A 22,380-nucleotide genomic window follows, 5' to 3' on the forward strand; every position below is an offset into this window, starting at 1 on the left:
CCGCCCCGACCATCAGGTCGGGGCGGCGCTGTCTGTGCGACTCGGCTCGCGTCCGCCGCACGGCTGTCCTAGGGTGCAGGGAGAGGAGTCGCTCTCGGTGGGGAGGAGGTGCCCGGGGTGGGCCTGAAGACGTTCATCCAGGGGTGGCCGGTCTACCGGCAACTCACCGGCACCGACCCGCTCGGTCGTGGCGCCGCCGCCCAGTCGGCCCGCTCCGCCGCCCTGACCGCCCGCACCGAGACCGCCGACAGCATGGCCCGCTCGGTGTGCCCGTACTGCGCGGTCGGCTGCGGACAACGGGTCTACGTCAGCGACGGTCAGGTCACCCAGATCGAGGGCGACCCGGACAGCCCGATCTCCCGGGGCCGCCTGTGCCCGAAGGGCTCGGCCAGCAAGAGCCTGGTGACCAGCCCGCTGCGCCAGACCAAGGTCCGCTACCGCCGGCCGTACGCGACCGAGTGGGAGGACCTGGACCTCGACGTCGCGCTCGACATGATCACCGACCGGATCCTCGCCGCCCGCGACGAGACCTGGGAGGACGCCGACGACGAGGGCCGCCCGCTCAACCGGACCCTCGGCATCTCCAGCCTGGGCGGCGCGACGCTGGACAACGAGGAGAACTACCTCATCAAGAAGCTGTTCACGGCGATGGGGGCGCTCCAGATCGAGAACCAGGCCCGCATTTGACACTCCGCCACCGTCCCCGGTCTGGGGACCAGCTTCGGTCGCGGCGGCGCCACGGACTTCCAGCAGGACCTCGCCAACGCTGACGTCATCGTCATCCAGGGCTCGAACATGGCCGAGGCCCACCCGGTGGGCTTCCAGTGGGTGATGGAGGCGAAGAGGCGCGGGGCGAAGGTCTTCCACGTCGACCCGCGGTTCACCCGCACCAGCGCGCTCGCCGACACCTACCTGCCGATCCGCGCGGGCACCGACATCGCGCTGCTCGGCGGCGTGGTGCGCCACATCCTGGACAACGAACTCGACTTCCGGGAGTACGTGCTGGCGTACACCAACGCGGCCAGCATCGTCAGCGAGGAGTTCGCCGACACCGAGGACCTGGACGGCCTGTTCTCCGGCTACAACCCGGAGACCGGCTCCTACGACCACGCCAGTTGGCAGTACGAGGGGCAGGAGGACCAGGCGACGATCCGGGGCACCGGCAAGGAACGCGACTCGGCCTCCGGCCTGGAGCACGAGTCGCACGGCGAACCGGTGCCGGCGCGGACCCGGCGGGACGAGACGTTGCAGCACCCGCGCTGCGTCTACCAGATCCTCAAGCGGCACTTCTCCCGCTACACCCCGGAGATGGTCGCCCGGGTGTGCGGCATCCCGGAGGAGAAGTTCCTGGAACTGGCCCGGGCGTGGACGGAGAACTCCGGCCGGGAACGCACCGGCGCGCTCGTCTACTCGGTCGGCTGGACACAGCACAGCGTCGGCGTGCAGTACATCCGCACCGGCGCGATCATCCAGACGCTGCTGGGCAACATGGGTCGACCCGGCGGCGGCATCCTGGCGCTGCGCGGGCACGCCAGCATCCAGGGCTCCACCGACATCCCGACGCTGTTCAACCTGCTGCCCGGCTACCTGCCGATGCCGCACCACGCCGACCACCCGACGTTCGACGAGTGGGTGGACAGCATCCGCCACCCGGGGCAGAAGGGCTTCTGGGGCAACTCGCGGGCCTTCGCGGCGAGCCTGCTCAAGGCGTACTGGGGGGACGCGGCCACCCCGGAGAACGACTTCGGCTACGGCTACCTGCCCCGGATGACCGGCGACCACGGCACCTACCAGCAGGTCCTGAACATGATCGACGGCAGGATCAAGGGCTACTTCCTGCTCGGCCAGAACCCGGCGGTCGGCTCGGCGCACGGCCGCGCCCAGCGCCTCGGCATGGCCAACCTCGACTGGCTCGTGGTCCGCGACCTGTTCCTGATCGAGAGCGCCACGTTCTGGAAGAACAGCCCGGAGATCGCCACCGGTGAGATCGTGCCGCAGGAGTGCCGTACCGAGGTGTTCTTCCTGCCGGCGGCCTCGCACGTGGAGAAGGAGGGCACGTTCACCCAGACCCAGCGGCTGTTGCAGTGGCGGGAGAAGGCGGTCGACCCGCCGGGCGACGCCCGCTCCGAGCTGTGGTTCTTCTACCACCTGGGCCGGGTGCTGCGGGAGAAGCTGGCCGGCTCCACCAAACCCCGCGACCGGGCGCTGCTGGACCTGGCCTGGGACTACCCGACCCACGGTGCGCACGCCGAGCCGAGCGCCGAGGCGGTCCTCAAGGAGATCAACGGCTACGACGTGGCCACCGGACGGCCGCTGAACTCCTTCGCCGAAGCCCGCGACGACGGCTCCACCGCCGTCGGCTGCTGGATCTACTCCGGTGTGTACGCCGACGGGGTGAACCAGGCGGCCCGCCGCCGGTCCCGGCACGAGCAGGACTGGGTGGCCGCCGAGTGGGGTTGGGCGTGGCCGGCGAACCGGCGCACGCTCTACAACCGCGCGTCCGCCGACCCGCAGGGCCGGCCGTGGAGCGAACGCAAGAAGTACGTCTGGTGGGACCCGGACGCCGGCGAGTGGACCGGCTACGACGTGCCGGACTTCGAGAAGACGAAACCGCCGTCGTACCGACCGCCGGAGGGTGCCTCCGGTCCGGCCGCGCTGGCCGGGGACGACCCGTTCGTCATGCAGGGCGACGGCAAGGCCTGGCTGTACGCGCCCAGCGGCGTCCTGGACGGCCCGCTGCCGACGCACTACGAGCCGGCCGAGTCGCCGATGCGCAACCCGCTGTACGGACAGCAGGCCAACCCCACCCGCAAGGTCTACGAGCATCCGGTCAACCGGATCAACCCGAGCCCGCCGGAGCCGCACAGCGAGGTCTTCCCGTACGTGTTCACGGTCAGCCGCCTCACCGAGCACCACACCGCCGGTGGGATGAGCCGTACCGTGTCGCGCCTGGCGGAGCTGCAACCGGAGATGTTCGTCGAGGTGTCCCCGGAGTTGGCCGCCGAGGTGGGGCTGACCCACCTGGGCTGGGCGCACCTGGTCAGCGGCCGGGCGGTGATCGAGGGGCGGGTGCTGGTCACCGACCGGCTCACCCCGCTGCGGGTGGACGGTCGCACGATCCACCAGGTGTGGCTGCCCTACCACTTCGGCAGCGAGGGGCTGGTGACCGGTGACTCGGCGAACGACCTGTTCGGCATCACGCTGGACCCGAACGTGCTCATCCAGGAGAGCAAGGTCGGCACCTGTGACGTCCGGCCGGGCCGCCGTCCCACCGGACCGGCGTTGCTGGACCTGGTCGGCGACTACCAGCGGCGGGCGGGGATGACACCGGATCGGAAGGTACCCATGGTCACCACGAACGCCGCGGGTGGGGACGACGCCGCCGGCAGCACCGACGAACAGTCGACCGCCGCGCACCAGGACGGGGGCGGGGATGCCTGACGCCAACAGCCTGTACGGGCCGCTGGACCCGGCCCCCGACGCGGGCTGGGTGTCCGCGCCGCCCCGGATGGGTTTCTTCACCGACACCAGCGTCTGCATCGGCTGCAAGGCGTGCGAGGTGGCCTGCAAGGAGTGGAACGGCGTACCGGACTCGGGGTTCGACCTGCTCGGCATGTCGTACGACAACACCGGCGCGCTGACCGCGAACTCGTGGCGGCACGTGGCGTTCATCGAGCAGCCCCGCCCGGGTGGGCAGCACACGCCGGCGTTCGCGGGTGACCCGACCGGCCCGGCGGGCAGCCCGGCCTCCGCCTCGGTCGGCGCGGGCACCGCCACCGACACCGGCACCAGTCCGGGTCTGCCGCCGGGGCGGCCGGAGGCGGCGGCGCGGATGGCCGCCGGCCCTCAGTTCCTCGGCATGCCCGGCGCCCAGCCGCCCGGACGGGCCACCGGCGCGCAGGACCGCACCGACTTCCGCTGGCTGATGATGTCGGACGTGTGCAAGCACTGCACGCACGCGGCCTGCCTGGACGTGTGCCCGACCGGCTCGCTGTTCCGCACCGAGTTCGGCACGGTGGTGGTGCAGGAGGACATCTGCAACGGCTGCGGCTACTGCATCTCGGCCTGCCCGTACGGCGTGATCGACCAGCGCAAGGACGACGGCCGGGCGTGGAAGTGCACGCTGTGCTACGACCGGATCGGCGCCGGCATGACCCCGGCGTGCGCGCAGGCCTGCCCGACCGAGTCGATCCAGTACGGCCCGTTGGACGAGTTGCGGGAGCGGGCCGCCGCCCGGGTCGCCGCGTTGCACGAGCGGGGTGTGCCGGAGGCGAGCCTGTACGGCCACGACCCGACCGACGGTGTCGGCGGCGACGGCGCGTTCTTCCTGCTGCTTGACGCACCCGAGGTGTACGGCCTGCCGCCGGACCCGGTGGTCACCACCCGCGACCTGCCGAAGATGTGGAAGCGCGCCGGCCTGGCCGCCCTGGCCATGGCGGCGGCGACCGTCGCCGCGTTCGTCGGAGGATCGTCGTGAGTCCGGACCGCCCGGTGGGTGCCCTGTTCCGTCGCTTCCGCGAGCGCCTGGCCGCCGGCCAGCCCAGTGCCGAAGACCAGCCCGGCGCCGAGGACCAGCGCAGCGTCGCCGAGCGGGGCAGCGCCGACCACCAGCGGCGCGGCGACGCGGGCGCGCGCGACGCCGGGCCGGGTGCACACCCGGCCCGCGACGCGGCGCCCCGCAGACGGCGTGGCCGCGGTGGTCGCGGTGGCGGGGAGCAGCTGAACGTCCCACCGGCCGAGTTCACCTCCTACTACGGCCGGCCGGTCCTCAAGCCACCCGTGTGGCGGTGGGACATCGCGGCGTACCTGTTCACCGGTGGCCTGGCCGCCGGCTCGTCGCTGCTGGCCGCCGGTGGGCAGCTCACCGGCCGTCCGGCACTGCGCCGGGCCGGGCGGGGCGCCGCGCTGGCGGCGGTCGGCGCCAGCACCTACTTCCTGATCAACGACCTGGGGCGGCCCAGCCGCTTCCACCACATGCTGCGGGTGGCGAAGGTGACCTCGCCGATGTCGGTGGGCACCTGGGTCCTCAGCGTGTTCGGTCCGGCCGCCGGGGTGGCCGCGGTCGCCGAGGCGGCCCCGCTGCTGCCCGGGCGTGGCGTGTTCGGGCTGGGCCGTCGGCTGCTGCCCCCGGCCGGTCACGCCGCCGGGCTGGTCGCCGCCGTCACCGCGCCGGCGCTGGCCACGTACACCGGGGTGTTGCTCGCCGACACGGCGGTGCCGTCGTGGCACGAGGCGTACCCGGAACTGCCGGCCATCTTCGCGGGCAGCGCCCTGGCCAGCGGCGCCGGGGTCGGGCTGCTCGCCGCGCCCGTCGGCCAGGCCGGGCCGGCGCGGCGGCTCGCGGTCGCCGGCGCGGCGATGGAGCTGTGGGGCTCGCACCGGGTGGAGAACCGGCTCGGCCTGCTCAGCGAGCCCTACACTCGGGGCACGGCCGGGAAGCTGCTGCGCGCGGGTCGCGCGCTGACCGCCGCCGGGGTGGCCGGCGCGCTGCTCGGCCGCCGTAGCCGGTTGCTGTCCGCGGCCTCCGGCAGCGCGCTGCTCGCCGCCTCGCTGTGCACCCGCTTCGGCATCTTCCACGGCGGTGTCGCCTCCGCGCGGGACCCGCGCTACACAGTGGTGCCGCAGCGCGAACGCCTCGACCGGCGGGCCGCCGAGCAGCACTGACACCTTCCCGGGCGGCCGGTTCGCCGCTGTGGTTGACTGCTGCGTGGAGGCGTTCGGGTGGCTGGTGCCCCTCCCGGTCTTCAAAACCGGTGTGGTCCGGCATCCGGGCCAGGCGGGTTCGATTCCCGTCCGTCTCCGCCAACCGTCCCCCCGGGAGAGCCCCGATGCGTGAGGTCGACCCGCGACGGCGGGTGCCGCGCACCGACGCGCTGCTCGCCGACCCCGCGCTGGCCGCCGCCGTCGACACGCTCGGCCGTGACCGGGTCAAGGCCGCGATCGTCCGGGCGCAGGACCGGGCCCGCCGCGGCGAGCTGCACCCCGAGGGGGTACGCGACGCGGCGCTTGCCGACCTGCCCGGCCGCACACCCCGCGCGGTGCTCAACGCCACAGGCGTCGTGCTGCACACCAACCTCGGTCGGGCGGCACTGGCCCCGACGGCCGTGGACGCCCTGGTCGCCGCCGCCGGGCACACCGATGTGGAGCTGGACCTGGGCACCGGCCGGCGGGCCCGGCGCGGCCGGGAGGCGCTGGAGGCGCTGGCCGCGGCCGTGCCCGACGCCGCGGCGGTGCACGTGGTCAACAACGGCGCCGCCGCGCTGGTGCTGGCCGCGACCGCGCTGGCCGCCGGCCGGGAGATCGTGGTCAGCCGCGGCGAGCTGGTGGAGATCGGCGACGGGTTCCGCCTGCCCGACCTGCTGGCCAGCACCGGCGCCCGGCTGCGCGAGGTGGGCACCACGAACCGGAGCACCCGCGCCGACTACGCGGCGGCGATCGGCGAGCACACCGGTTTCGTGTTGAAGGTGCACCCGTCGAACTTCGTGGTCACCGGCTTCACCTCGGCCGTCCCGGTGGCCGATTTGGCCACGCTCGGCGTGCCGGTGGTCGTCGACATCGGCTCCGGGCTGCTCGCCCCCGATCCGCTGCTGCCCGACGAGCCGGACGCCGCCACCACGCTGCGCGCCGGCGCGCACCTGGTCACCGCCAGCGGCGACAAGCTGCTCGGCGGCCCGCAGGCCGGTCTGCTGCTCGGCGCGGCCGACGTGGTGCACCGGCTGCGCCGGCACCCCCTGGCCCGGGCCCTGCGGGTGGACAAGCTCACCCTCGCCGCGCTGGCCGCGACCCTGTACGCGCCGACCACACCCACCCGGCAGGCGCTGCACGCCGACCCGGGCGGGCTGCGGGAGCGCGTCGAGCGGCTGCGCGACCGGCTCGGCGAGGACGGCTGCAAGGCCGAGGTGGTGCCGGCGGCGGCGGTCGTCGGCGGGGGCGGCGCGCCCGGGGTGGAACTGGACTCGTGGGCGTTGAGCCTGCCCGAGCGGTACGCCGAGCCGCTGCGCACCGGCGACCCGGCCGTGCTGGGCCGGGTCCTGCACGGCCGGCTCCTGCTCGACCTGCGGGCCGTGCCGGCCGCCGCCGACGACCGGATCCGCGCGGCGGTCCTGCGGGTGGAGGGCTGAGCGGGGTGTGGGTCGTGGCCACCGCCGGGCACGTCGACCACGGCAAGTCCACCCTGGTGCGGGCATTGACCGGGATGGAACCGGACCGGTGGGCGGAGGAACGCCGCCGGGGCATGACCATCGACCTGGGTTTCGCCTGGACCGCCCTGCCCTCGGGCGGCACGCTGGCGTTCGTCGACGTGCCCGGCCACGAGCGGTTCGTGCCGAACATGCTGGCCGGGGTGGGCCCGGTCCCCGCCGCGCTGATCGTGGTGGCCGCCGACGAGGGCTGGATGCCGCAGTCGGCCGAGCACCTGGCCGCGCTGGACGCGCTGGGCGTGTCGTACGGGCTGCTGGTGGTGACCCGCGCGGACCTTGCCGACCCGGGTCCCGCGGCGGACCGGGCCCGGGCGGAGATCGCCGCGACCGCACTGGGCGAGGTGGAGGCGGTGCCCGTGTCCGCGGTCACCGGCGCCGGCCTGCCCGAGCTGCGCGCCGCCCTGGACCGCCTGGTGGCCCGGCTGCCCGAACCGGACCGGGACGCCGCGGTACGCCTCTGGGTGGACCGCGCGTTCACCGTGCGCGGCAGCGGCACCGTGGTCACCGGCACGCTCGGCGGCGGCCGGCTGCGCGTCGGCGACGAGCTGGAGTTGGCGGACCGCGGGGAACCGGTGCGGGTGCGCGGCCTGCACTCGCTGGGCGCCACGCGCGGCGAGGTGGACGCGGTGGCCCGGGTCGCGGTGAACCTGCGCGGGCTGCCCCGGGAGCGGGTCGGCCGTGGCGACGCCCTGCTCACCCCGGGCCGGTTCGGCCGCACCGACCTGCTGGACGTGCGCCTGGCCGGGGACCGGGCCGCCGACCTGCCGGTCACGCTGACCCTGCACGTCGGCTCGGCCGCGGTGCCGGTCCGGGTCCGGCCGCTGGGCCCGGACACGGTACGGCTGCGCCTGGCCCGCCCGCTGCCGCTGGTGCTCGGCGACCGGGCGCTGCTGCGCGACCCGGGGCGGCAGCACGTCGCCGGTGGGGTGACGGTGCTGGACGTGGACCCGCCGCCGCTGCGTCGCCGGGGCGCGGCGGCCACCCGCGCCGGCGTGCTGGCCGGCATGGACGGGCGCCCCGACCCGGCCGGGGAGCTACGTCGACGGCGGCTGGTCCGGGCCGGGGAGCTGACCCGGATGGGTGTGCCGCCGACCGTCGCCCCGGTGGCCGGCGACTGGTTGGCCGACCCCGAGCACTGGCGGGACCTGGGCGCCCGGCTCACCGCCGAGGTCACCCGGTACGCCGCCGCGCATCCGCTGGCCGCCGGGGTGCCGGTGGACGTGCTGCGGCACCGCCTCGACCTGCCTGACCGTGCCCTGGTGACGGCGTTGCTGCGCCCGCCGCTGCGGCTGCGCGGAGGGCTGGTCACCGCGGCGCCGGCCGACACGCTGCCCGAACCGGTGGCCCGGGCGGTTGCGCGGGTCCGGGCCGAGTACGGCGACCGGCCGTTCCAGGCCCCCGAGGCCCGGCACCTGGCGGACCTCGGCCTGGGCCCCCGCGAGATCGGCGCCGCGGTGCGGGCCGGGGCGCTGCTGCGCCTGGCCGAGAACGTGGTGCTGCTGCCCGGCGCCCCGGACGACGCGGTGCGTGTCCTCGCCGGGCTGCCCCAGCCGTTCACGCTCAGCGCCGCCCGGCAGGCGCTGGGCACCACCCGCCGGGTGGCGGTGCCGCTGCTGGAGCTGCTGGACCGCCGGGGTGCGACCAGGCGGCTGCCCGACGACGCCCGCGAGGTGGTCGGCCCGCCCGGCTGAGCCAACCGGCGCCGCCGTCGCGCCCGGCTCGCCTACCGTGACGTGATGGACCCTTCCGCGGTCTGGCGGGACAAGAGCCACAGGTGGCGGATCGAGGCGTATCGGGCGCCGGACCTGCGGTTCGCCGTCTTCGCCACCAACGGCACCACCGAGTCGGCGCCGCTGTGGCTGTTCGGGATGGCCGCGCTGGCCCGCTGGCTGATGACCCACGCGATCTCACTGGACGACCTGGAGACGGACTGATGGGCGTGCAGATCGCCCTGGTGCTGGTCCTGGTGCTGGTCAACGCGGCCCTGTCCGGCAGCGAGATGGCGCTGGTGAGCCTGCGCGAGGGCCAGCTGCGCCGGCTGGCCCGGTCGGGGCGGGCCGGGGCCCGGCTCAGCCGGCTCACCCGGGAGCCGAACCGCTACCTGGCCACCATCCAGCTCGGCATCACCCTCGCCGGTTTCCTCGCCTCGGCGGCCGCGGCGGTGACCCTCGCCGAGCCGCTGGTCGGGCCGCTTGGTTTCCTCGGCGCGGCGGCCCGCCCGGTCGCGGTGTTCGTGGTGACGCTGCTGCTGACGTTCCTCACACTCGTGGTGGGGGAGTTGGCGCCCAAGCGGCTGGCCATGCAGAACGCGCAGCGGTGGGCGCTGCTCAGCGCCGCACCGTTGGACCTGCTGTCGCGGCTGTCGCGGCCGGCGGTGTGGCTGCTCGGCCGCTCCACCGACCTGCTGGTCCGGCTGGCCGGCGGGGACCCGCGCGCCAGCCGGCAGGAGGTGACCGAGGAGGAGCTGCGGGAGATGCTGGTCAGCCAGCGCGGGCTGTCGGCCCAGCAGCGGGAGATCCTCGCCGGTGCGTTCGACATCGCCGGCCGTACCCTGCGGCAGGTGCTGGTTGCCCGCCGCGACGTGACCACGCTGGCGGCGGACCTCCCGGCGGTGGAGGCGATGCGCCGGCTGGCCGCCACCGGCCGCTCCCGGGCGCCTGTGGTCGGGCCCGGCGGCCTGGACGACGTACGCGGCGTGGTGCACATCCGCGACCTGGTGGACGGCGACGGGACGGCGGTAGGTGACCTGGCCCGCCCGCCGGTGCTGCTGCCCGGCACGCTGCCGGTGGCCGACGCGATGCGGCAGCTGCGCCAGCGTCACGAACAGCTCGCCCTGGTCATCGACGAGTTCGGGGGCGTGGACGGCCTGGTGACCATGGAGGACCTGCTCGAGGAGGTCGTCGGCGAACTGTACGACGAGACCGACCGGGACGTGCGCCGGGCGGTACGCGAACCCGACGGCGCGTTGCTGCTGCCCGGCGACTTCCCGCTGCACGACCTGCCCGACCTGGGCGTGCGCCTGACCTTCCCGCTGTCCCGGGAGTACACCACCGTCGCCGGGCTGGCGCTGGCCGGGCTGGGTCGGCTGCCCACCGCAGCGGGGGAGACGGTCCGGCTGCCCGGCCTGACCGTCGAGGTGGTGGCGGTGTCCGGCCGGGCCATCGACCGGGTCCGCCTGCGCGGGTCGTCAGTCGGCTGCCCGCCGGAGTGACCCGCACGGGGGACAAACCGTCGAAGCGCGCCGCGGCCCGGACCGCCGGTCGTACCGTCCGGGCGTGAAGGACCGAGGACTGCGTACGTTCGTCACCGTGCTCGCCGGGCTGGCGGTGATCTACTTCGGTGTCACCGGACACCGCAGCAGCGGCGGGGAGGATGGCCTCTCCGGCGGCGTGGTGCTGCTCGCCCTGCTCGCCGCGCTGCTGGCCTGGAACCTGACCAAGCCCGGCCCGGCCGAGTAGCCCGCCGGCTCAGCCGGTCGCCGCGGCGGACCGGCCCACCGCACCGGCCGACTCCTCGCCGAGCGCGACCCGCACCAGCGCCGAGGCCAGCCGCCCGAAGTCGGCCTCCCCGACCAGTCCGACCAGGTCGCCGGGGCTCGCCGGCAGACCCAGCCGCCGCGCCCCGGTCAGCGTGCGCCGGTCGGCGTACGGGCAGACGTCCGGCCACACCGTCTGCGCCTCGCGCAGGAAGATGTCCGCCCCGGTCGGGCCGATGCCGGGGAACTCGGTGAGCAACCGGCGCAACGCGGCCCGGTCCGCCCCGGCCTCGCGGTGCAGCCGGCGCAGGTCGCCGTGCCAGCGGTCCAGGCACAGCCGCGCGCCGGTGCCGAGCATCGTGGCGGTCCGCTCGTCGTAGCGCCGGTAGTGGCCCCGACCCAGCGCGTCGACCCGGTCCTGCCAGGTCGCTGCCTCCATCGCCTGCGGCGTGCGGTAGCCGGCGGCGAACAACTCCCGCGCGGCGGCGACCGCAACCGACGCCCGGATCCGGGTGCTCAGCAGCGTGGACAGCACCAGCAGCTGGTAGAGCGGGCCGGGCCGGTCGGCGAGCGTGATCCCGGCCTCCTCGGCGTAGGTGCGGCCCTGGCGGTCCAACAGGGCGCGCGCGACGCTGCGATCGTCTGCCATCTGCTCGGATTACCCACCCGGGCCCGACCCAGACGGGCGGGCGTGGCCGGAATGCACGCGGCGGCGACGGGTACCCGGCCCAGTGCGCGGTCGTCGACCGTGCACCCCATCGGGAGAGGAGACAGGCCAGTGGTCAAGCCGCAGCAGGAGGAACTGCGCCGCAACGATCTCGGCGCGACCAGTCAGGACAGCCGCAAGACCGCTACCGGCGCCGCCGGGCATCCGGGTGGTCGGGGCACGTCGAACGGCGACGCGGGCCGGCGCGTCCCCAAGGGACAGGTGTCGCCGTACGGCCCGGCCGGTGAGCCGGTGGCCGACGACGACAGTTGACCCGGCGGGTCAACTCGGCCGCAGCCGCCGCCAGGTGGCCGCGGCCGACAACCCGTACGCCAGGTGCGGCACCAGGTCGGAGATCCAGTCGCCCCGGCTCCAGGTGCGCGGGTCGGTCACGCCCAGCGCTGTCATCGAACCGTCGGAGGTGGCCATCACCCCGCCGCCGAGCAGCGCCACGGCCAGCGGCAGCGGCATCCGGCGGCGGGCGTCGAGCAGACCGAACGCGGCGCCGGCGGCGATTCCGGTGGCGTATCCCAGCAGCGGTCCCAGGCCGGCACGGCGGTTGGCCGCCTGGGGCCGGCTGCCCAGGTCGACGTGGGTCACGTCGGCCAGCCGGCCGGCGACCGTCTCGGGGGTGCTGCTGGCCGGGCGTGCCCGCAGCGTCATGTCGAGGTAGGTGACCGAGTTCAACACGGCGCTGCCGACGGCGCCCGCGATGGCGCCGTCGACCGCCGCCGACATCCTCACTTCGGGTCACCCGGTTCCCGGTTGCCCTTCGGCCCGTACGTCCGGTCGCCCCGGGCGATGCCGCGTTGCCCCCGGTCGTCCTGCAGGATCCGGTTGGCCACCTGGTTCGCCTCCCGGTCGGTGGCCCGTCCGGACTGCTCGACGAGGTCACGCAGCCGTGCCCGCTGCTTGTCGTACGCGTTGCTGCCCGGCCGTGGTCCTGGCATCGCTGCCTCCTCCGGTCGTTGTCGGCTGTCGGGGCGGTCTACCCGTCGGAGGCGGGGCCAACCGTCGCGTGCGGGGCGCGGACCACCGCGACCGGGCACCCGGCACGGTGCAGGACGCCCTGGCTGACCGAGCCGAGCAGCAACCCGCTCAGCTCCCCGCGGCCCTGCCGGCCGACCACGAGAAGTTGCGCGTCGTCGACGGCGGTCAGCGCGGCGACCGGCCGCGCGTCCACCACCTCGCAGGTCACCGGCACGTCGGGCCAGCGCTCGTCGATCCCGGCGAGCGTGTCGTCCAGGACCTGTCGCGGGTCGCCGGCCCGGCCGCGCCCGGTGCGGCGGTGGGCGTGCACCGCGCGCAGCGGGGCGCCACGCGAGGACGCGGTCGCGGCGGCGAACTCGACCGCGGCGCGGGACTCCGGGGAGCCGTCGACCCCGACCACGACCGGTCCGGTGTCGCGGACGGTGCCGCGCACGACGAGCACCGGGCAGTCGGCGTACGAGGCGACCTGTGTCGCGACCGAGCCGACCACGAGCGCGGCGAACCCGCCGAGGCCCCGGTCGCCGAGCACGACGAGGGCGGCGGCGGGCGATTCGCCGAGCAGCACGGCGGCCGCCTCCCCGTCGATGATCTCACCGGTGATCCGGAGTCCGGAGCTGGCCGCCTCGGCCACCGTGATCGCGTCGGCGACCACCTGTTCGGCCTGGTGGCGCAGGCCGGCGCCGGGTGGCGCCCCCTCGGGCGCGGACACCACGACGCCCAGCAGCGGCCAGATGAAGCCGTGCACGATCCGCAGCGGCCGGTGGCACCGCATGGCTTCCGCGGCGGCGACCCGGACCGCGCGCGTCGCGGCCTCGGAGCCGTCCACCCCGACCACCACGGCCGCGCCGTTCGCCGAGTTCACCCCGGGCACCTCCTCGTGTCCGCCGTCAGTATCGCGGCCCGTCGGGGGCCGCCGGGCCGATACCGCCGGGGCCACCCGCTGGGTACGCTGGCGGGCAGCGCCCACGGAGGGAGCGTCGTCGATGGATGAGTCGGCCGGGCCGAGCACCGCTCGCATGATCGACTACTGGCTCGGCGGCCGGCACCACCGGCCGGTGGACGTGGCGGCGGCCGCGGCGTTCGAGACGGCGTACGGGCCCTGCGCGTCGATCTTCCGTTCGCTGCGCGCCTTCCTCGGTCGCGCCGTGCGGGCGAGTGCCGCGCACGGGGTGGACGGCTTCCTGGTCTTCGGCGCGGGCGTGCCGACCTGTGGCAACGTGCACGAGGTCGCGCCGGAGGCGACGGTTCTCTACACCGACGTCGACCCGCAGACGGTGCGGCTCGGGCAGGGTCTGCTGGCCGGCGACGTCCGCGCCGGCTACGGCTACGGCGACGCCACCGACATCGGCACCGTCGACCCGGCGCAGCTGCACCGCTTCGTGCCCGGGTGGGGGAGGAGGCCGGTGGGGGTCGTCTTCCTCGGGCTGGCCGCGTTCCTGGACGACGACACGCTGGCCCGGTCGCTCGACGAGCTTTACCGCACGGTCGCGCCGGGTAGTTGGTTGGCGATCGACTTCGACAGCGAGGAGCTGGCCGGGCACCCGCAGGCGTTGGCGATGATGGGCCCGGCGTTCCGGATGCGCGCGCCCGACCGGTTCGTCCCGCTGCTCGGCCGCTGGCAGCCCACCGGGGAGGGTGTCGTGCCGGTGGCGCGCTGGCGGCCCGAGGGGGATCCGGAGCCGGTGCCGGACGCCTTCTACGGGGCGTTGGCGCTGCGTGGGGCGGACTGAGCCGGGTGTCGCGCGCCCTCGGGCGAGGCGGGGCGTTTCGCTGTCGACGGCTCTTCGTATGATGTTTGCCCTGTAGCAATAGTCGTCATCGGAGGATGAGCATGCCGGAGGCGTCCGGATCGGTGTCGCGTGCCCTGCGCGCGGCGGCACCCGACAAGTTGGCGGAGGCCGCGGACGCGGTGCTGCGTCAGGCGTTGGGCGCCGCGCGGGCGGAGGTGTTCGTCGCCGACTACCGCGCCAGCGGGCTCTGGCCGGTGCTGGATCCGGACCGGCGCGCCGGCGGCCCGTCTCCCGCCGGCACCGTGGCGCAGCGCTGTTTCAGCAGTCAGCAGCCGGTGCTGGACACCGCCGACGACGGCCGCTGCCAGGCCTACCTCCCGGTGTCCGTGTGGGGGGAGCGGCTCGGGGTGCTGATGGTCGACCTGCCGGTCGCCCCGGACGCGGACACCGTGGAGGCCGCCCGGGACGCGGCCGGCGCGCTGGCCGTGGCGATGCGCGCGGCAGACCGGGAGACCGACAGATATCGCCGGGTCCGTCGGCGGGAGCGGCTGAGCATGGCCGCCGAGATGCAGTGGGACCTGCTGCCGGGGCGCAGCGTCCGGCACGGCGAGGTGCTGCTCGCGGGTCAGCTGGAGCCGGCGTACACGGTGGGCGGTGACCACTTCGACTGGTCGGTGGACGCCGACCGGCTGACCGTCACCGTGCTCAACGGCACCGGCAGCGGGCTGACCGCGTCGTTGCTCACGGCGGTCACCGTGAACGCTATGCGCAACGCCCGACGCTCCGGCGGCGCTCTGGTGGAGCAGGCGGAGCTGGCCTCGGACACCATCTTCTACCAGCACCGGGGCGCAAAGCACGTGGCCACGCTGCTGCTGGAGCTGGACTGCCGGCGGGGGGTGCTGCGGGCGGTGGACGCGGGTTCGCCGCAACTGTTGCGGTTGCGCGGTGGGCGGGTCACCCCGATCGCGCTGGAGCAGCAACTGCCGCTGGGCATGTTCGCCGAGACCCGCTACGACGTGCAGGAGTTCACTCTGGAGCCGGGCGACCGCCTCTTCGTGGTCAGCGACGGCGTGTACGCGGCGGCGCCGGACGAGCGGGAGCCGTACGGCGCGCGGGCCATGGCGCGCTCGATGCGGGCCACTCGGCTGCAGCCGGCAACCGAAGCAGTTGGTACGGTGATGCGCGAACTGCATGCGTACCACGCCGACGCGGATCTCCGTGACGACGCGGTGGTCGTCTGTCTGGACTGGCGGAAGGCCGGCCGGCCGGACGACGTCGCGGAGCAGTGAGCAGGGCGGCGGAGCGAACACGAGCGGGACGATCGCAGGGGACACCGGGTGGAGCGACCTCCGAATCTTGCCGCGGCCATCGAGTCGGCTGCCGAGGCGCTCATCGGTGTGCTCGACTCGGCCACCTCCCGGCACACCATCGGTGTCTCGCCCACCCAGTTGCGGGTGCTGTCGCTGATCGTGTCCCATCCGGGCACCAACGTGAACCGGCTGGCCGAGCTGCTGGACGTGGTGCCGTCGTCGGCGAGCCGGCTGTGCGACCGTCTGGAGGCGGTCGGTCTGCTGCGTCGGGTGGCGGACCCGCGGGATCGGCGCGAGGTGCGGTTGGTGCCGACCGGGGCGGCCGACACGCTGCTGCGTGATCTCCAGGAGCGGCGGCACCTGGCGGTGCAGGCGGTCCTGGACCGGATGCCCAACCGTGTGCAGCACGAACTGCTGCTGGCGCTCGTGGCGTTCAGTCAGGCCGCGACGATGACCGCCCCGCAGGCCGGCTCCGACTCGCCCGCCCGCACGGCCTGACCTCTCCGTTGCCGACCGTGGTCTCTGCACGCCGATCTACTCAACTAGTGTCCTAGGACGCCTTAGCGACGGTGATCGTCATCACCGCGACGACACTGAGCAACGACGCAGGCGCACACCCGGAGCCGCCTGGCAGGGCCGATATAGTGGCAGCGCACCCGGACGGCCCGTGATCACCACGATGCCGGGCCGTGCCGGGGGAGATCCCAACCCGGGATCACCGAGGGCGCCGGCTGCTGACCGGCCGGCAACGCGCACGTCCCTCCAGCGGCCGCCCGTACCGGCTGCCGGACCGTGCTGCGAAGGGAGGTTCGGTGTCGCGTCGGCCGGCTCCAGCGGAGCACCCGGACATGACGGTCGCGGGTGACCGCGTCCTCACGCTGCCCAACCTGATCAGCCTCGTCCGCCTCCTCGGCGTGCCCGTCTTCCTCTACCTCTTCCTGGTCGCCCGCGCCGACGTGGCGGCGGTCGCGGTGCTTGCCGTGGGCGGCACGAGCGACTGGGTGGACGGCTGGATCGCGCGGCGCCTCGGGCAGGTGAGCCGCCTCGGGGAACTGCTCGACCCGCTGGCGGACCGGCTCTACATCCTGGCCACGCTGCTCGCGTTCACCGCCCGGGACGTGGTGCCGTGGCAGTTCACCGTCGCGCTGCTCGCCCGTGAGCTGCTGCTGCTGGTATCCCTGGGTGTGCTGCGCCGCTACGGCTACGGGCCGCCGCCGGTGCACTACATGGGCAAGACGGCCACCTTCCTGCTGCTGGCCGCGTTCCCGTGCCTGCTGCTCGCGGACGCCGCGCCGGGCATCGGCACCGCCGCCGCGGCGATCGGGTGGGGGCTTGCCTGGTGGGGGTTGGTGCTCTACTGGGTCGCCGGGGCGATGTACCTGGTGCAGGCGTACCGGCTGGTGCGGGCCATGCGCGCGGAGGCGACGGCGTGAGCGCCGCGCGACCGCCGGAGGGTGACCGGGACCCGTCGAACCGGGTGTACGCGCCGGACTTCCTGACCGAGCTGTTCCGCAACCCGCTGGACCCCGGCTACGGGGACGCGGCGGCACGCCGGTCGGCGGGTCAGGTGTCGCGGGTGCGGCGGGCGCTTGGCCGCCCGGTGAGCCTGGTGCTCCTGGCGGTGATCGGTTTCCTGTTCGCGGTGGCGTACCGGGAGACGGTGGCGGAGGAGCCGAGCCGGGCGACCGCGCGCGCCGGTCTGGTCGCGGAGATCAAGGGCCGGGAGGCGGAGACCGACAGGTTGACCGAGCAGGCGGAGCGGTTGCGCGAGGAGGTCGGTCGGCAGCGGGACGCGGCGTTGAGCGGCTCGCAGGCGTCCCGGTTGCGCAACCTGGAGGCGGGCACCGGTCTGGCGCGGGTACGCGGGGACGGTGTGGTGGTGCGCCTGGTCGACGCGGCGCCGGATCAGGACGGGGTGACCGGTGGGGACGCGGGTCCGTCCCGGGTGCTGTACTCCGACCTGCAGAAGGTCGCCAACGCGTTGTGGGCGGCGGGCGCGGAGGCGGTGGCGGTGAACGGTCAGCGGTTGACGGCGACGTCGACGATCCGTTCGGCGGGTGAGGCGATCCTGGTGGACTACCGGCCGGTGACCGGCCCGTACGAGGTGCAGGCGATCGGGCCGGGGTCCATGCGGGGCCGGTTCGAGGAGAGCCGGGCGGCGGCGTTGATGCGTGAGGTGTCGCGGACGACGGGCTTGTCGTTCCGGGTGAAGCGGGTGGAGGGCCTCACCCTGCCGGCGGCGCCGCAGCCGCGGCTACGCTACGCCGTGCCCTCGGTGAGTCCGAGTCCGCAGCCGTCGGGTTCGGGTGTCGTCGGTTCGTCCAGTCCCGGGCCGTCTGGTTCGGGTGCTTCTTCCAGCCCTTCCGGAGGTGGCCGATGATCGCAGTGCTGGCGTTGCTCGCTGGTGTGGTGCTGGGGGTCTATCTGGATCCCACGGTGCCGGCGGCGTTGCAGCCCTATCTGCCGATCGCGGTGGTGGCGGCGTTGGACGCGGTCTTCGGTGGGGTGCGGGCGAAGCTGGACCGCATCTTCGACGACAAGCAGTTCGTCGTGTCGTTCATCTCGAACGTGCTGGTGGCCGGTCTGATCGTGTACCTGGGTGACCAGTTGGGCGTGGGCGGTCAGTTGTCCACGGGTGTGGTGGTGGTGCTCGGGGTGCGGATCTTCGGAAATGTGGCGGCGATCCGCCGGCACCTGTTCCGGGCGTAGGTTGGTGGCGATGAGCGACGAGCAGCGGGAGACGGGTACGGGGTGGCCGCAGCCGGCGGAGCCGGTGCGGCCGGCGGGCCCGGCGGGCGAGCCGGATCCGCGTCCGGACGCGCCGGACCCGGACGAGTTGAGCCCGTTGGCGCCGGTCGAGGCGCCGCCGGAGCCCGAGGGACGGCCCGAGGCGGAGCCCGAGTCCGAGGCTGAGTCCGAGCCGGATGCGGATGCTGCCGGCGACGGCCACGGCGACGCTGCGCGGCCCGGGCGGCGGTTCACGTCGGCCGGGGTGATGATCGCGGTGTTGCTGGCCCTGTTGGGTTTCACGCTCGTGGTGCAGTTCAAGACGACGTCGACGGATCCGACGCTCTCGGCGACCCGGGAGGAGGATCTGGTGCGGATCTCCTCGGATCTGGATTCGCGGGAGCGTCGGCTGCGGCAGGAGATCGACGGGCTGGAGGACAGCCAGCGGCAGTTGCGCTCGGGTGAGCAGGGTCGGCAGGCGGCGTTGGAGGAGGCGACGCGGCGGGCGGACGAGCTGGGCATCCTGGCGGGCACGCTGCCGGCGGTGGGGCCGGGCCTGGAGGTGCGGTTCTGGGGGCCGGAGAAGGCGGTGTCGTCGACGCGGATCCTGGACGCGGTGCAGGAGCTGCGGGGCGCCGGTGCGGAGGCGATGCAGATCGAGGGCGCGAACGGCACCGCGGTGCGGATCATCGCCTCGACGTATTTCGTGGACGGGCCGTCGGGTGATCTGGTGGTGGACGGGCGGCGGCTCACCGGTCCGTTCCGGATCCTGGTGATCGGTGATCCGGCGACGATGCGTACGGCGTTGAACATTCCCGGCGGGGTGGTCGCATCGGTGGGGGAGGGCGGCGGTAACGTGGCCACCGAGGATCGTGAGGTTGTGGAGGTTTCGCAGCTGCACGCGCCGATCAAGCTGGACCACGCCCGGCCGGTTTCCTGACCGGTCGCGGCCGCGCCGGTTTCTCCGGTGCACCGATGACGAAGGACGCAGTTGGTGATTCCTGAGGATCTGCGGTACACCGCCGAGCACGAGTGGGTGCTTGCCGGTGACGGTGGTGTCGTCCGCGTCGGTATCACGCACTTCGCGCAGGACGCGCTTGGTGACATCGTGTTCGTGCAGCTGCCGGAGGAGGGTGCGGTGGTGGCTGCGGGCGAGTCGCTGGGCGAGATCGAGTCGACGAAGAGCGTGTCGGAGATCTACGCGCCGTTGGGTGGCACGGTGGCGGCGCGCAACGAGGCGTTGACCGACACCCCTGAGGTGATCAACACGGACCCGTACGGTGCGGGGTGGTTGGTGGAGATCACTCCGGAGGATCCGGCGGCGGTCGACGGGTTGTTGGCCGCTGATGCGTACCGTGAGCTCACCGAGAGCTGAGTTTGTGCTGTTCCGGGCGGCGGGTTGGTTCCGCGCGTCCGGTTGCCCTGCATTTCGGCGCTGGCTAGGCTCGCCCAGTCGACCGAGAACCGAATAGTTTGAGCGTTGCGGAATGCGCCTTTGCGGGTGCGGGGAGCCAGCCGCCGGGTGTGGGTTGTTGCCCGGCGGCCAGAACCGCCATTCCCGACGCCGACCGAACAGATCCGTGAGGTGGTCCCATGACGCGCCCAGACGACGAGTTCCCCCCGCTCGACGTCACTTCGACGCTCAATCTCGGTTCGCTCGACGAAGTCCTGGAAGGGCCGGACACCGATGTGGTGCCGAGCCGGATGTCGGGTTCGTTGCCGCCGGGAATGGCGTTGCTTGTGGTTCGCCGTGGTCCCAATGCGGGTGCCCGGTTCCTGTTGGACCACGACGTGACGACGAGTGGGCGGCATCCGGACAGTGACATCTTCCTCGACGACGTGACGGTGTCACGGCGGCACGCGGAGTTCCACCGGGACGGTGGGACGTTCACGGTGCGGGACGTGGGCAGCCTGAACGGCACCTACGTGAACCGGGAGCGGGTCGAGGCGGCGACGCTGAGCAACGGTGACGAGGTGCAGATCGGTAAGTTCCGGGTGGTGTTCATCGCTGGTCCGCGTCCCGAGGAGGAGGCCGGCCGGGGGTGAACGAGCCTGCGGCTTCGGCGCCGTCCGGGGCGGAGCGTGCGCCTGCGCTGATGAGTATCGGCGAGGTGTTGGCGCAGTTGCGGCCGGAGTTTCCCGACGTCACGATCTCGAAGTTGCGGTTCCTGGAGGCCGAGGGCCTGGTGGAGCCGCAGCGGACGCCGGCGGGTTACCGGAAGTACGGCTGGGATGATGTGGCGCGGTTGCGGTTCGTGTTGACCGCGCAGCGGGATCAGTATCTGCCGTTGCGGGTGATCCGGGAGCAGTTGGCGCAGTGGGATTCGGCGGGTCCGGTGTCGGGGCGGGGGCGGCCGAATCTGGTGGCGGTCGGTCCGGGTGGCGAGGTGCCGGGTCGGGAGTCGGCGGAGCCGGTCGGTTCGGCGGAGGTGCGGCTGGACCGGGCGGGGTTGATCGCGCGCAGCGGGGTCGACGAGTCGACGTTGGCGGAGTTGGAGCGGCTGGGTGTGCTGGTGCCGGATCCGCCGGGGTGGTACGACGCGGATGCGTTGATCATCGCGAGTGCGGTGGCGGGTCTGGCGGCGTACGGGTTCCAGCCGCGGCATCTGCGGGCGTACCGGTCGGCGGCGGATCGTGAGGTCGGCTTGTTCGCGCAGCTGGTGGCGCCGTTGGTGCGGCAGAGTGATCCGGCGGCGCGGGCTCGGGCGGCGGAGACGGCGGAGGAGTTGATGGCGTTGTCGCAGCGGTTGCACGCGGCGTTGGTGCGGGTGGGGCTGCGGTCGACGTTGGGTCGGTGACGTGCGAAGGGTCGGGTGCCGTGGGCGCCCGACCCTTCGTCGTGGGTGGGCGCGCAATGATCGGGTGGGGGAAGCGTGTCGTAGGCTTGCCGGGGTAAGCCCGTCCGGCGAGGCGTGGTGCACGTAGCGCGCGGGACCGCCGTGTCCTGGTCCGTGTACCGTGCAGAAGAAGGGCGCGGTGCGATGGTGACGACGACACGGAGGCGGCGGTGCGCGAGCTGAGCGTGGTCGGAGTTCGGGTGGAGTTGCCCAGCAACCAGCCGATCGTCCTGCTGCGGGAGGTCGAGGGTGATCGCTACCTGCCGATCTGGATCGGTGCGGTCGAGGCTACGGCGATCGCCTACGAGCAGCAGGGGGTCAAGCCGGCTCGTCCGCTGACACACGATCTGCTGCGGGATGTGTTGACGGCGTTGCAGGCGCCGTTGCGGGCGGTGGAGATCATCGAGTTGAAGGAGAACGTCTTCTACGCGGATCTGCTGCTCGGTGACGGGGTGCGGGTGTCGGCGCGGCCGAGTGACTCGATCGCGTTGGCGTTGCGGGTCGGTGCGCCGATTCGTTGTGCCGAGCAGGTCCTCAGCGAGGCGGGGATCGTGATTCCCGACGAGCAGGAGGACGAGGTCGAGAAGTTCCGGGAGTTCCTGGATCAGGTGCGGCCGGAGGATTTCGCGGGTTGACCGGCCGCCTGGGCGGTGGCGCGGCGTGTCGCGGTGTCTCCTGCGGGTGAAGTGCGGCGGGCGGCGTTAGGGTTGCCGTGTCGAGGGGTGCGCGTACGGCGAGTCGGTGCGGCACCGCCACGGGCGCGGGGAGGTTGGTCCGGATGCACGAGCCGCGGGATTCTGGTCTGAGTTCGCAGCAGCAGCGGATGGGTGTGGAGCCCGGGGCCCTCGGTGACGGTGAGGTGGGCTACCGGGGTGTGACCGCGTGTTCCGCGGTGGGTATCAGTTACCGGCAGTTGGACTACTGGGCGCGTACGGGGCTGGTGGTGCCGAGTGTGCGGGACGCGTCGGGGTCGGGGACGTCCCGGTTGTATTCGTTCCGCGACCTGGTGGTGTTGAAGGTCGTGAAGCGGCTGTTGGACGCCGGCGTGTCGTTGCAGAACATCCGCAGGGCGATCGAGGCGTTGCGCTCGCGTGGGGTTGATGATCTGGCGGGCATCACGTTGATCTCCGATGGGACGACGGTGTACGAGTGCCGGTCGCCGGAGGAGGTTGTCGACCTGTTGCAGGGTGGGCAGGGCGTGTTCGGCATCGCGATCGGTGGGGCGTTCAAGGAGATCCAGGGTTCGTTGTCGCACCTGCCGGCGGAGTCGGTGGGTGCGGTGGAGTCGGCTGGGCCGGTGGCGGAGCCGGAGCCGGATGCGGTGGGTGACGAGTTGGCGGCGCGTCGGGCGCGTCGTCGGGCGGGGTGACCTGCCGGTTTTCGTGGAGGGGATCGCGTCGTGGCCT

The 22,380-nt window shown here is 73.7% G+C and carries 25 protein-coding genes and 1 tRNA gene; 22 read left to right on the forward strand and 4 right to left on the reverse strand.

The window, feature by feature from the left end; translation table 11 throughout:
- The first annotated feature begins 117 nt into the window (after positions 1-117).
- The 9 genes from fdh (at position 118) to ACLQ2X_RS02925 (ending at position 10,657) form a co-directional block, all read left to right on the forward strand.
- Positions 118-3,441 (forward strand): formate dehydrogenase, encoded by a 3,324-nt coding sequence (gene fdh / locus ACLQ2X_RS02885; RefSeq protein WP_425679334.1) that lies wholly within the window; start codon positions 118-120, stop codon positions 3,439-3,441.
- Positions 3,434-4,477 (forward strand): 4Fe-4S dicluster domain-containing protein, encoded by a 1,044-nt coding sequence (locus ACLQ2X_RS02890; RefSeq protein ID WP_425679335.1) that lies wholly within the window; start codon positions 3,434-3,436, stop codon positions 4,475-4,477. Before fdh ends, ACLQ2X_RS02890 begins: the two co-directional genes overlap by 8 nt.
- A 242-nt stretch (positions 4,478-4,719) precedes the next feature.
- Complete coding sequence (nrfD, locus tag ACLQ2X_RS02895; RefSeq protein WP_425679533.1) at positions 4,720-5,664, forward strand: NrfD/PsrC family molybdoenzyme membrane anchor subunit; 945 nt, start codon at positions 4,720-4,722, stop codon at positions 5,662-5,664.
- Positions 5,665-5,709: 45 nt separating this feature from the next.
- A tRNA-Sec gene (locus tag ACLQ2X_RS02900) sits at positions 5,710-5,805 on the forward strand.
- Between the two features lie 23 nt (positions 5,806-5,828).
- Positions 5,829-7,121, forward strand: coding sequence for an L-seryl-tRNA(Sec) selenium transferase (gene selA, locus ACLQ2X_RS02905; protein ID WP_425679336.1), 1,293 nt, complete (start codon positions 5,829-5,831; stop codon positions 7,119-7,121).
- A 5-nt stretch (positions 7,122-7,126) separates the two neighbouring features.
- Positions 7,127-8,890, forward strand: coding sequence for a selenocysteine-specific translation elongation factor (selB, locus tag ACLQ2X_RS02910; protein WP_425679337.1), 1,764 nt, complete (start codon positions 7,127-7,129; stop codon positions 8,888-8,890).
- 45 nt (positions 8,891-8,935) lie between these two features.
- Positions 8,936-9,133: a hypothetical protein gene (locus ACLQ2X_RS02915; protein WP_425679338.1), complete on the forward strand. Its 198-nt coding sequence runs from the start codon at positions 8,936-8,938 to the stop codon at positions 9,131-9,133.
- Positions 9,133-10,410 carry a hemolysin family protein gene (locus ACLQ2X_RS02920; protein ID WP_425679339.1) on the forward strand — a complete coding sequence of 426 codons (1,278 nt, stop codon included), beginning with the start codon at positions 9,133-9,135 and terminating at the stop codon, positions 10,408-10,410. The genes ACLQ2X_RS02915 and ACLQ2X_RS02920 overlap by 1 nt, the downstream gene beginning before the upstream one ends.
- A 64-nt stretch (positions 10,411-10,474) precedes the next feature.
- Positions 10,475-10,657, forward strand: coding sequence for a hypothetical protein (locus tag ACLQ2X_RS02925; RefSeq protein ID WP_425679548.1), 183 nt, complete (start codon positions 10,475-10,477; stop codon positions 10,655-10,657).
- Between the two features lie 9 nt (positions 10,658-10,666).
- On the opposite strand, the gene ACLQ2X_RS02930 is transcribed toward ACLQ2X_RS02925, so the two are convergent.
- Positions 10,667-11,323, reverse strand: a complete 657-nt coding sequence (locus ACLQ2X_RS02930) for a hypothetical protein (RefSeq protein WP_425679340.1) — start codon at positions 11,321-11,323, stop codon at positions 10,667-10,669.
- Positions 11,324-11,452: 129 nt separating this feature from the next.
- Here ACLQ2X_RS02930 and ACLQ2X_RS02935 point away from each other — a divergent pair, with 129 nt between their 5' ends.
- The gene (locus ACLQ2X_RS02935) at positions 11,453-11,653 is read left to right on the forward strand and encodes a hypothetical protein (protein ID WP_425679341.1); all 201 of its coding nucleotides are present in this window, start codon (positions 11,453-11,455) and stop codon (positions 11,651-11,653) included.
- Between the two features lie 9 nt (positions 11,654-11,662).
- Here the strand turns inward: ACLQ2X_RS02935 and ACLQ2X_RS02940 are convergent, their stop codons facing one another.
- The 3 genes from ACLQ2X_RS02940 to ACLQ2X_RS02950 are packed head-to-tail and all read right to left on the reverse strand — an operon-like array spanning position 11,663 to position 13,232.
- Entirely contained in the window at positions 11,663-12,118 is a 456-nt protein-coding gene (locus ACLQ2X_RS02940) for a hypothetical protein (protein ID WP_425679534.1), read from the reverse strand.
- Between the two features lie 2 nt (positions 12,119-12,120).
- Entirely contained in the window at positions 12,121-12,330 is a 210-nt protein-coding gene (locus tag ACLQ2X_RS02945) for a phosphatidylethanolamine-binding protein (RefSeq protein WP_425679342.1), read from the reverse strand.
- 38 nt (positions 12,331-12,368) lie between these two features.
- Positions 12,369-13,232 (reverse strand): universal stress protein, encoded by an 864-nt coding sequence (locus ACLQ2X_RS02950; protein ID WP_425679343.1) that lies wholly within the window; start codon positions 13,230-13,232, stop codon positions 12,369-12,371.
- A gap of 121 nt (positions 13,233-13,353) precedes the next feature.
- Between ACLQ2X_RS02950 and ACLQ2X_RS02955 the strand changes: the two genes are divergently transcribed.
- The 12 genes from ACLQ2X_RS02955 to ACLQ2X_RS03010 all read left to right on the forward strand — a co-directional run bounded on the left by ACLQ2X_RS02955 (position 13,354) and on the right by ACLQ2X_RS03010 (position 22,343).
- Complete coding sequence (locus ACLQ2X_RS02955) at positions 13,354-14,100, forward strand: SAM-dependent methyltransferase (RefSeq protein ID WP_425679344.1); 747 nt, start codon at positions 13,354-13,356, stop codon at positions 14,098-14,100.
- 101 nt (positions 14,101-14,201) lie between these two features.
- On the forward strand, positions 14,202-15,389 hold the full coding sequence (locus tag ACLQ2X_RS02960) for a PP2C family protein-serine/threonine phosphatase (RefSeq protein WP_425679535.1): 1,188 nt from the start codon (positions 14,202-14,204) through the stop codon (positions 15,387-15,389).
- 48 nt (positions 15,390-15,437) lie between these two features.
- On the forward strand, positions 15,438-15,908 hold the full coding sequence (locus ACLQ2X_RS02965) for a MarR family transcriptional regulator (protein WP_425679345.1): 471 nt from the start codon (positions 15,438-15,440) through the stop codon (positions 15,906-15,908).
- 314 nt (positions 15,909-16,222) lie between these two features.
- On the forward strand, positions 16,223-16,843 hold the full coding sequence (locus ACLQ2X_RS02970) for a CDP-alcohol phosphatidyltransferase family protein (protein WP_425679346.1): 621 nt from the start codon (positions 16,223-16,225) through the stop codon (positions 16,841-16,843).
- Complete coding sequence (locus ACLQ2X_RS02975) at positions 16,840-17,790, forward strand: DUF881 domain-containing protein (RefSeq protein ID WP_425679347.1); 951 nt, start codon at positions 16,840-16,842, stop codon at positions 17,788-17,790. Before ACLQ2X_RS02970 ends, ACLQ2X_RS02975 begins: the two co-directional genes overlap by 4 nt.
- Complete coding sequence (locus tag ACLQ2X_RS02980; RefSeq protein ID WP_007071104.1) at positions 17,787-18,119, forward strand: small basic family protein; 333 nt, start codon at positions 17,787-17,789, stop codon at positions 18,117-18,119. The genes ACLQ2X_RS02975 and ACLQ2X_RS02980 overlap by 4 nt, the downstream gene beginning before the upstream one ends.
- Positions 18,120-18,129: 10 nt before the next feature.
- Positions 18,130-19,077 carry a DUF881 domain-containing protein gene (locus ACLQ2X_RS02985; RefSeq protein WP_425679348.1) on the forward strand — a complete coding sequence of 316 codons (948 nt, stop codon included), beginning with the start codon at positions 18,130-18,132 and terminating at the stop codon, positions 19,075-19,077.
- 54 nt (positions 19,078-19,131) lie between these two features.
- Entirely contained in the window at positions 19,132-19,512 is a 381-nt protein-coding gene (gene gcvH / locus ACLQ2X_RS02990) for a glycine cleavage system protein GcvH (protein ID WP_425679349.1), read from the forward strand.
- 218 nt (positions 19,513-19,730) lie between these two features.
- A complete protein-coding gene (gene odhI, locus ACLQ2X_RS02995; RefSeq protein ID WP_007071101.1) occupies positions 19,731-20,183 on the forward strand; it encodes an oxoglutarate dehydrogenase inhibitor Odhl in 453 nt (150 codons plus the stop codon).
- Between the two features lie 50 nt (positions 20,184-20,233).
- On the forward strand, positions 20,234-20,935 hold the full coding sequence (locus ACLQ2X_RS03000) for a MerR family transcriptional regulator (RefSeq protein WP_425679350.1): 702 nt from the start codon (positions 20,234-20,236) through the stop codon (positions 20,933-20,935).
- Positions 20,936-21,144: 209 nt separating this feature from the next.
- On the forward strand, positions 21,145-21,609 hold the full coding sequence (locus tag ACLQ2X_RS03005) for a bifunctional nuclease family protein (protein ID WP_425679351.1): 465 nt from the start codon (positions 21,145-21,147) through the stop codon (positions 21,607-21,609).
- A gap of 143 nt (positions 21,610-21,752) precedes the next feature.
- Complete coding sequence (locus ACLQ2X_RS03010) at positions 21,753-22,343, forward strand: MerR family transcriptional regulator (RefSeq protein ID WP_425679352.1); 591 nt, start codon at positions 21,753-21,755, stop codon at positions 22,341-22,343.
- Positions 22,344-22,380 lie beyond the last annotated feature (37 nt).

It is taken from the genome of Micromonospora sp. DT31, assembly GCF_049841795.1.
Classification (GTDB): Bacteria; Actinomycetota; Actinomycetes; order Mycobacteriales; family Micromonosporaceae; genus Micromonospora.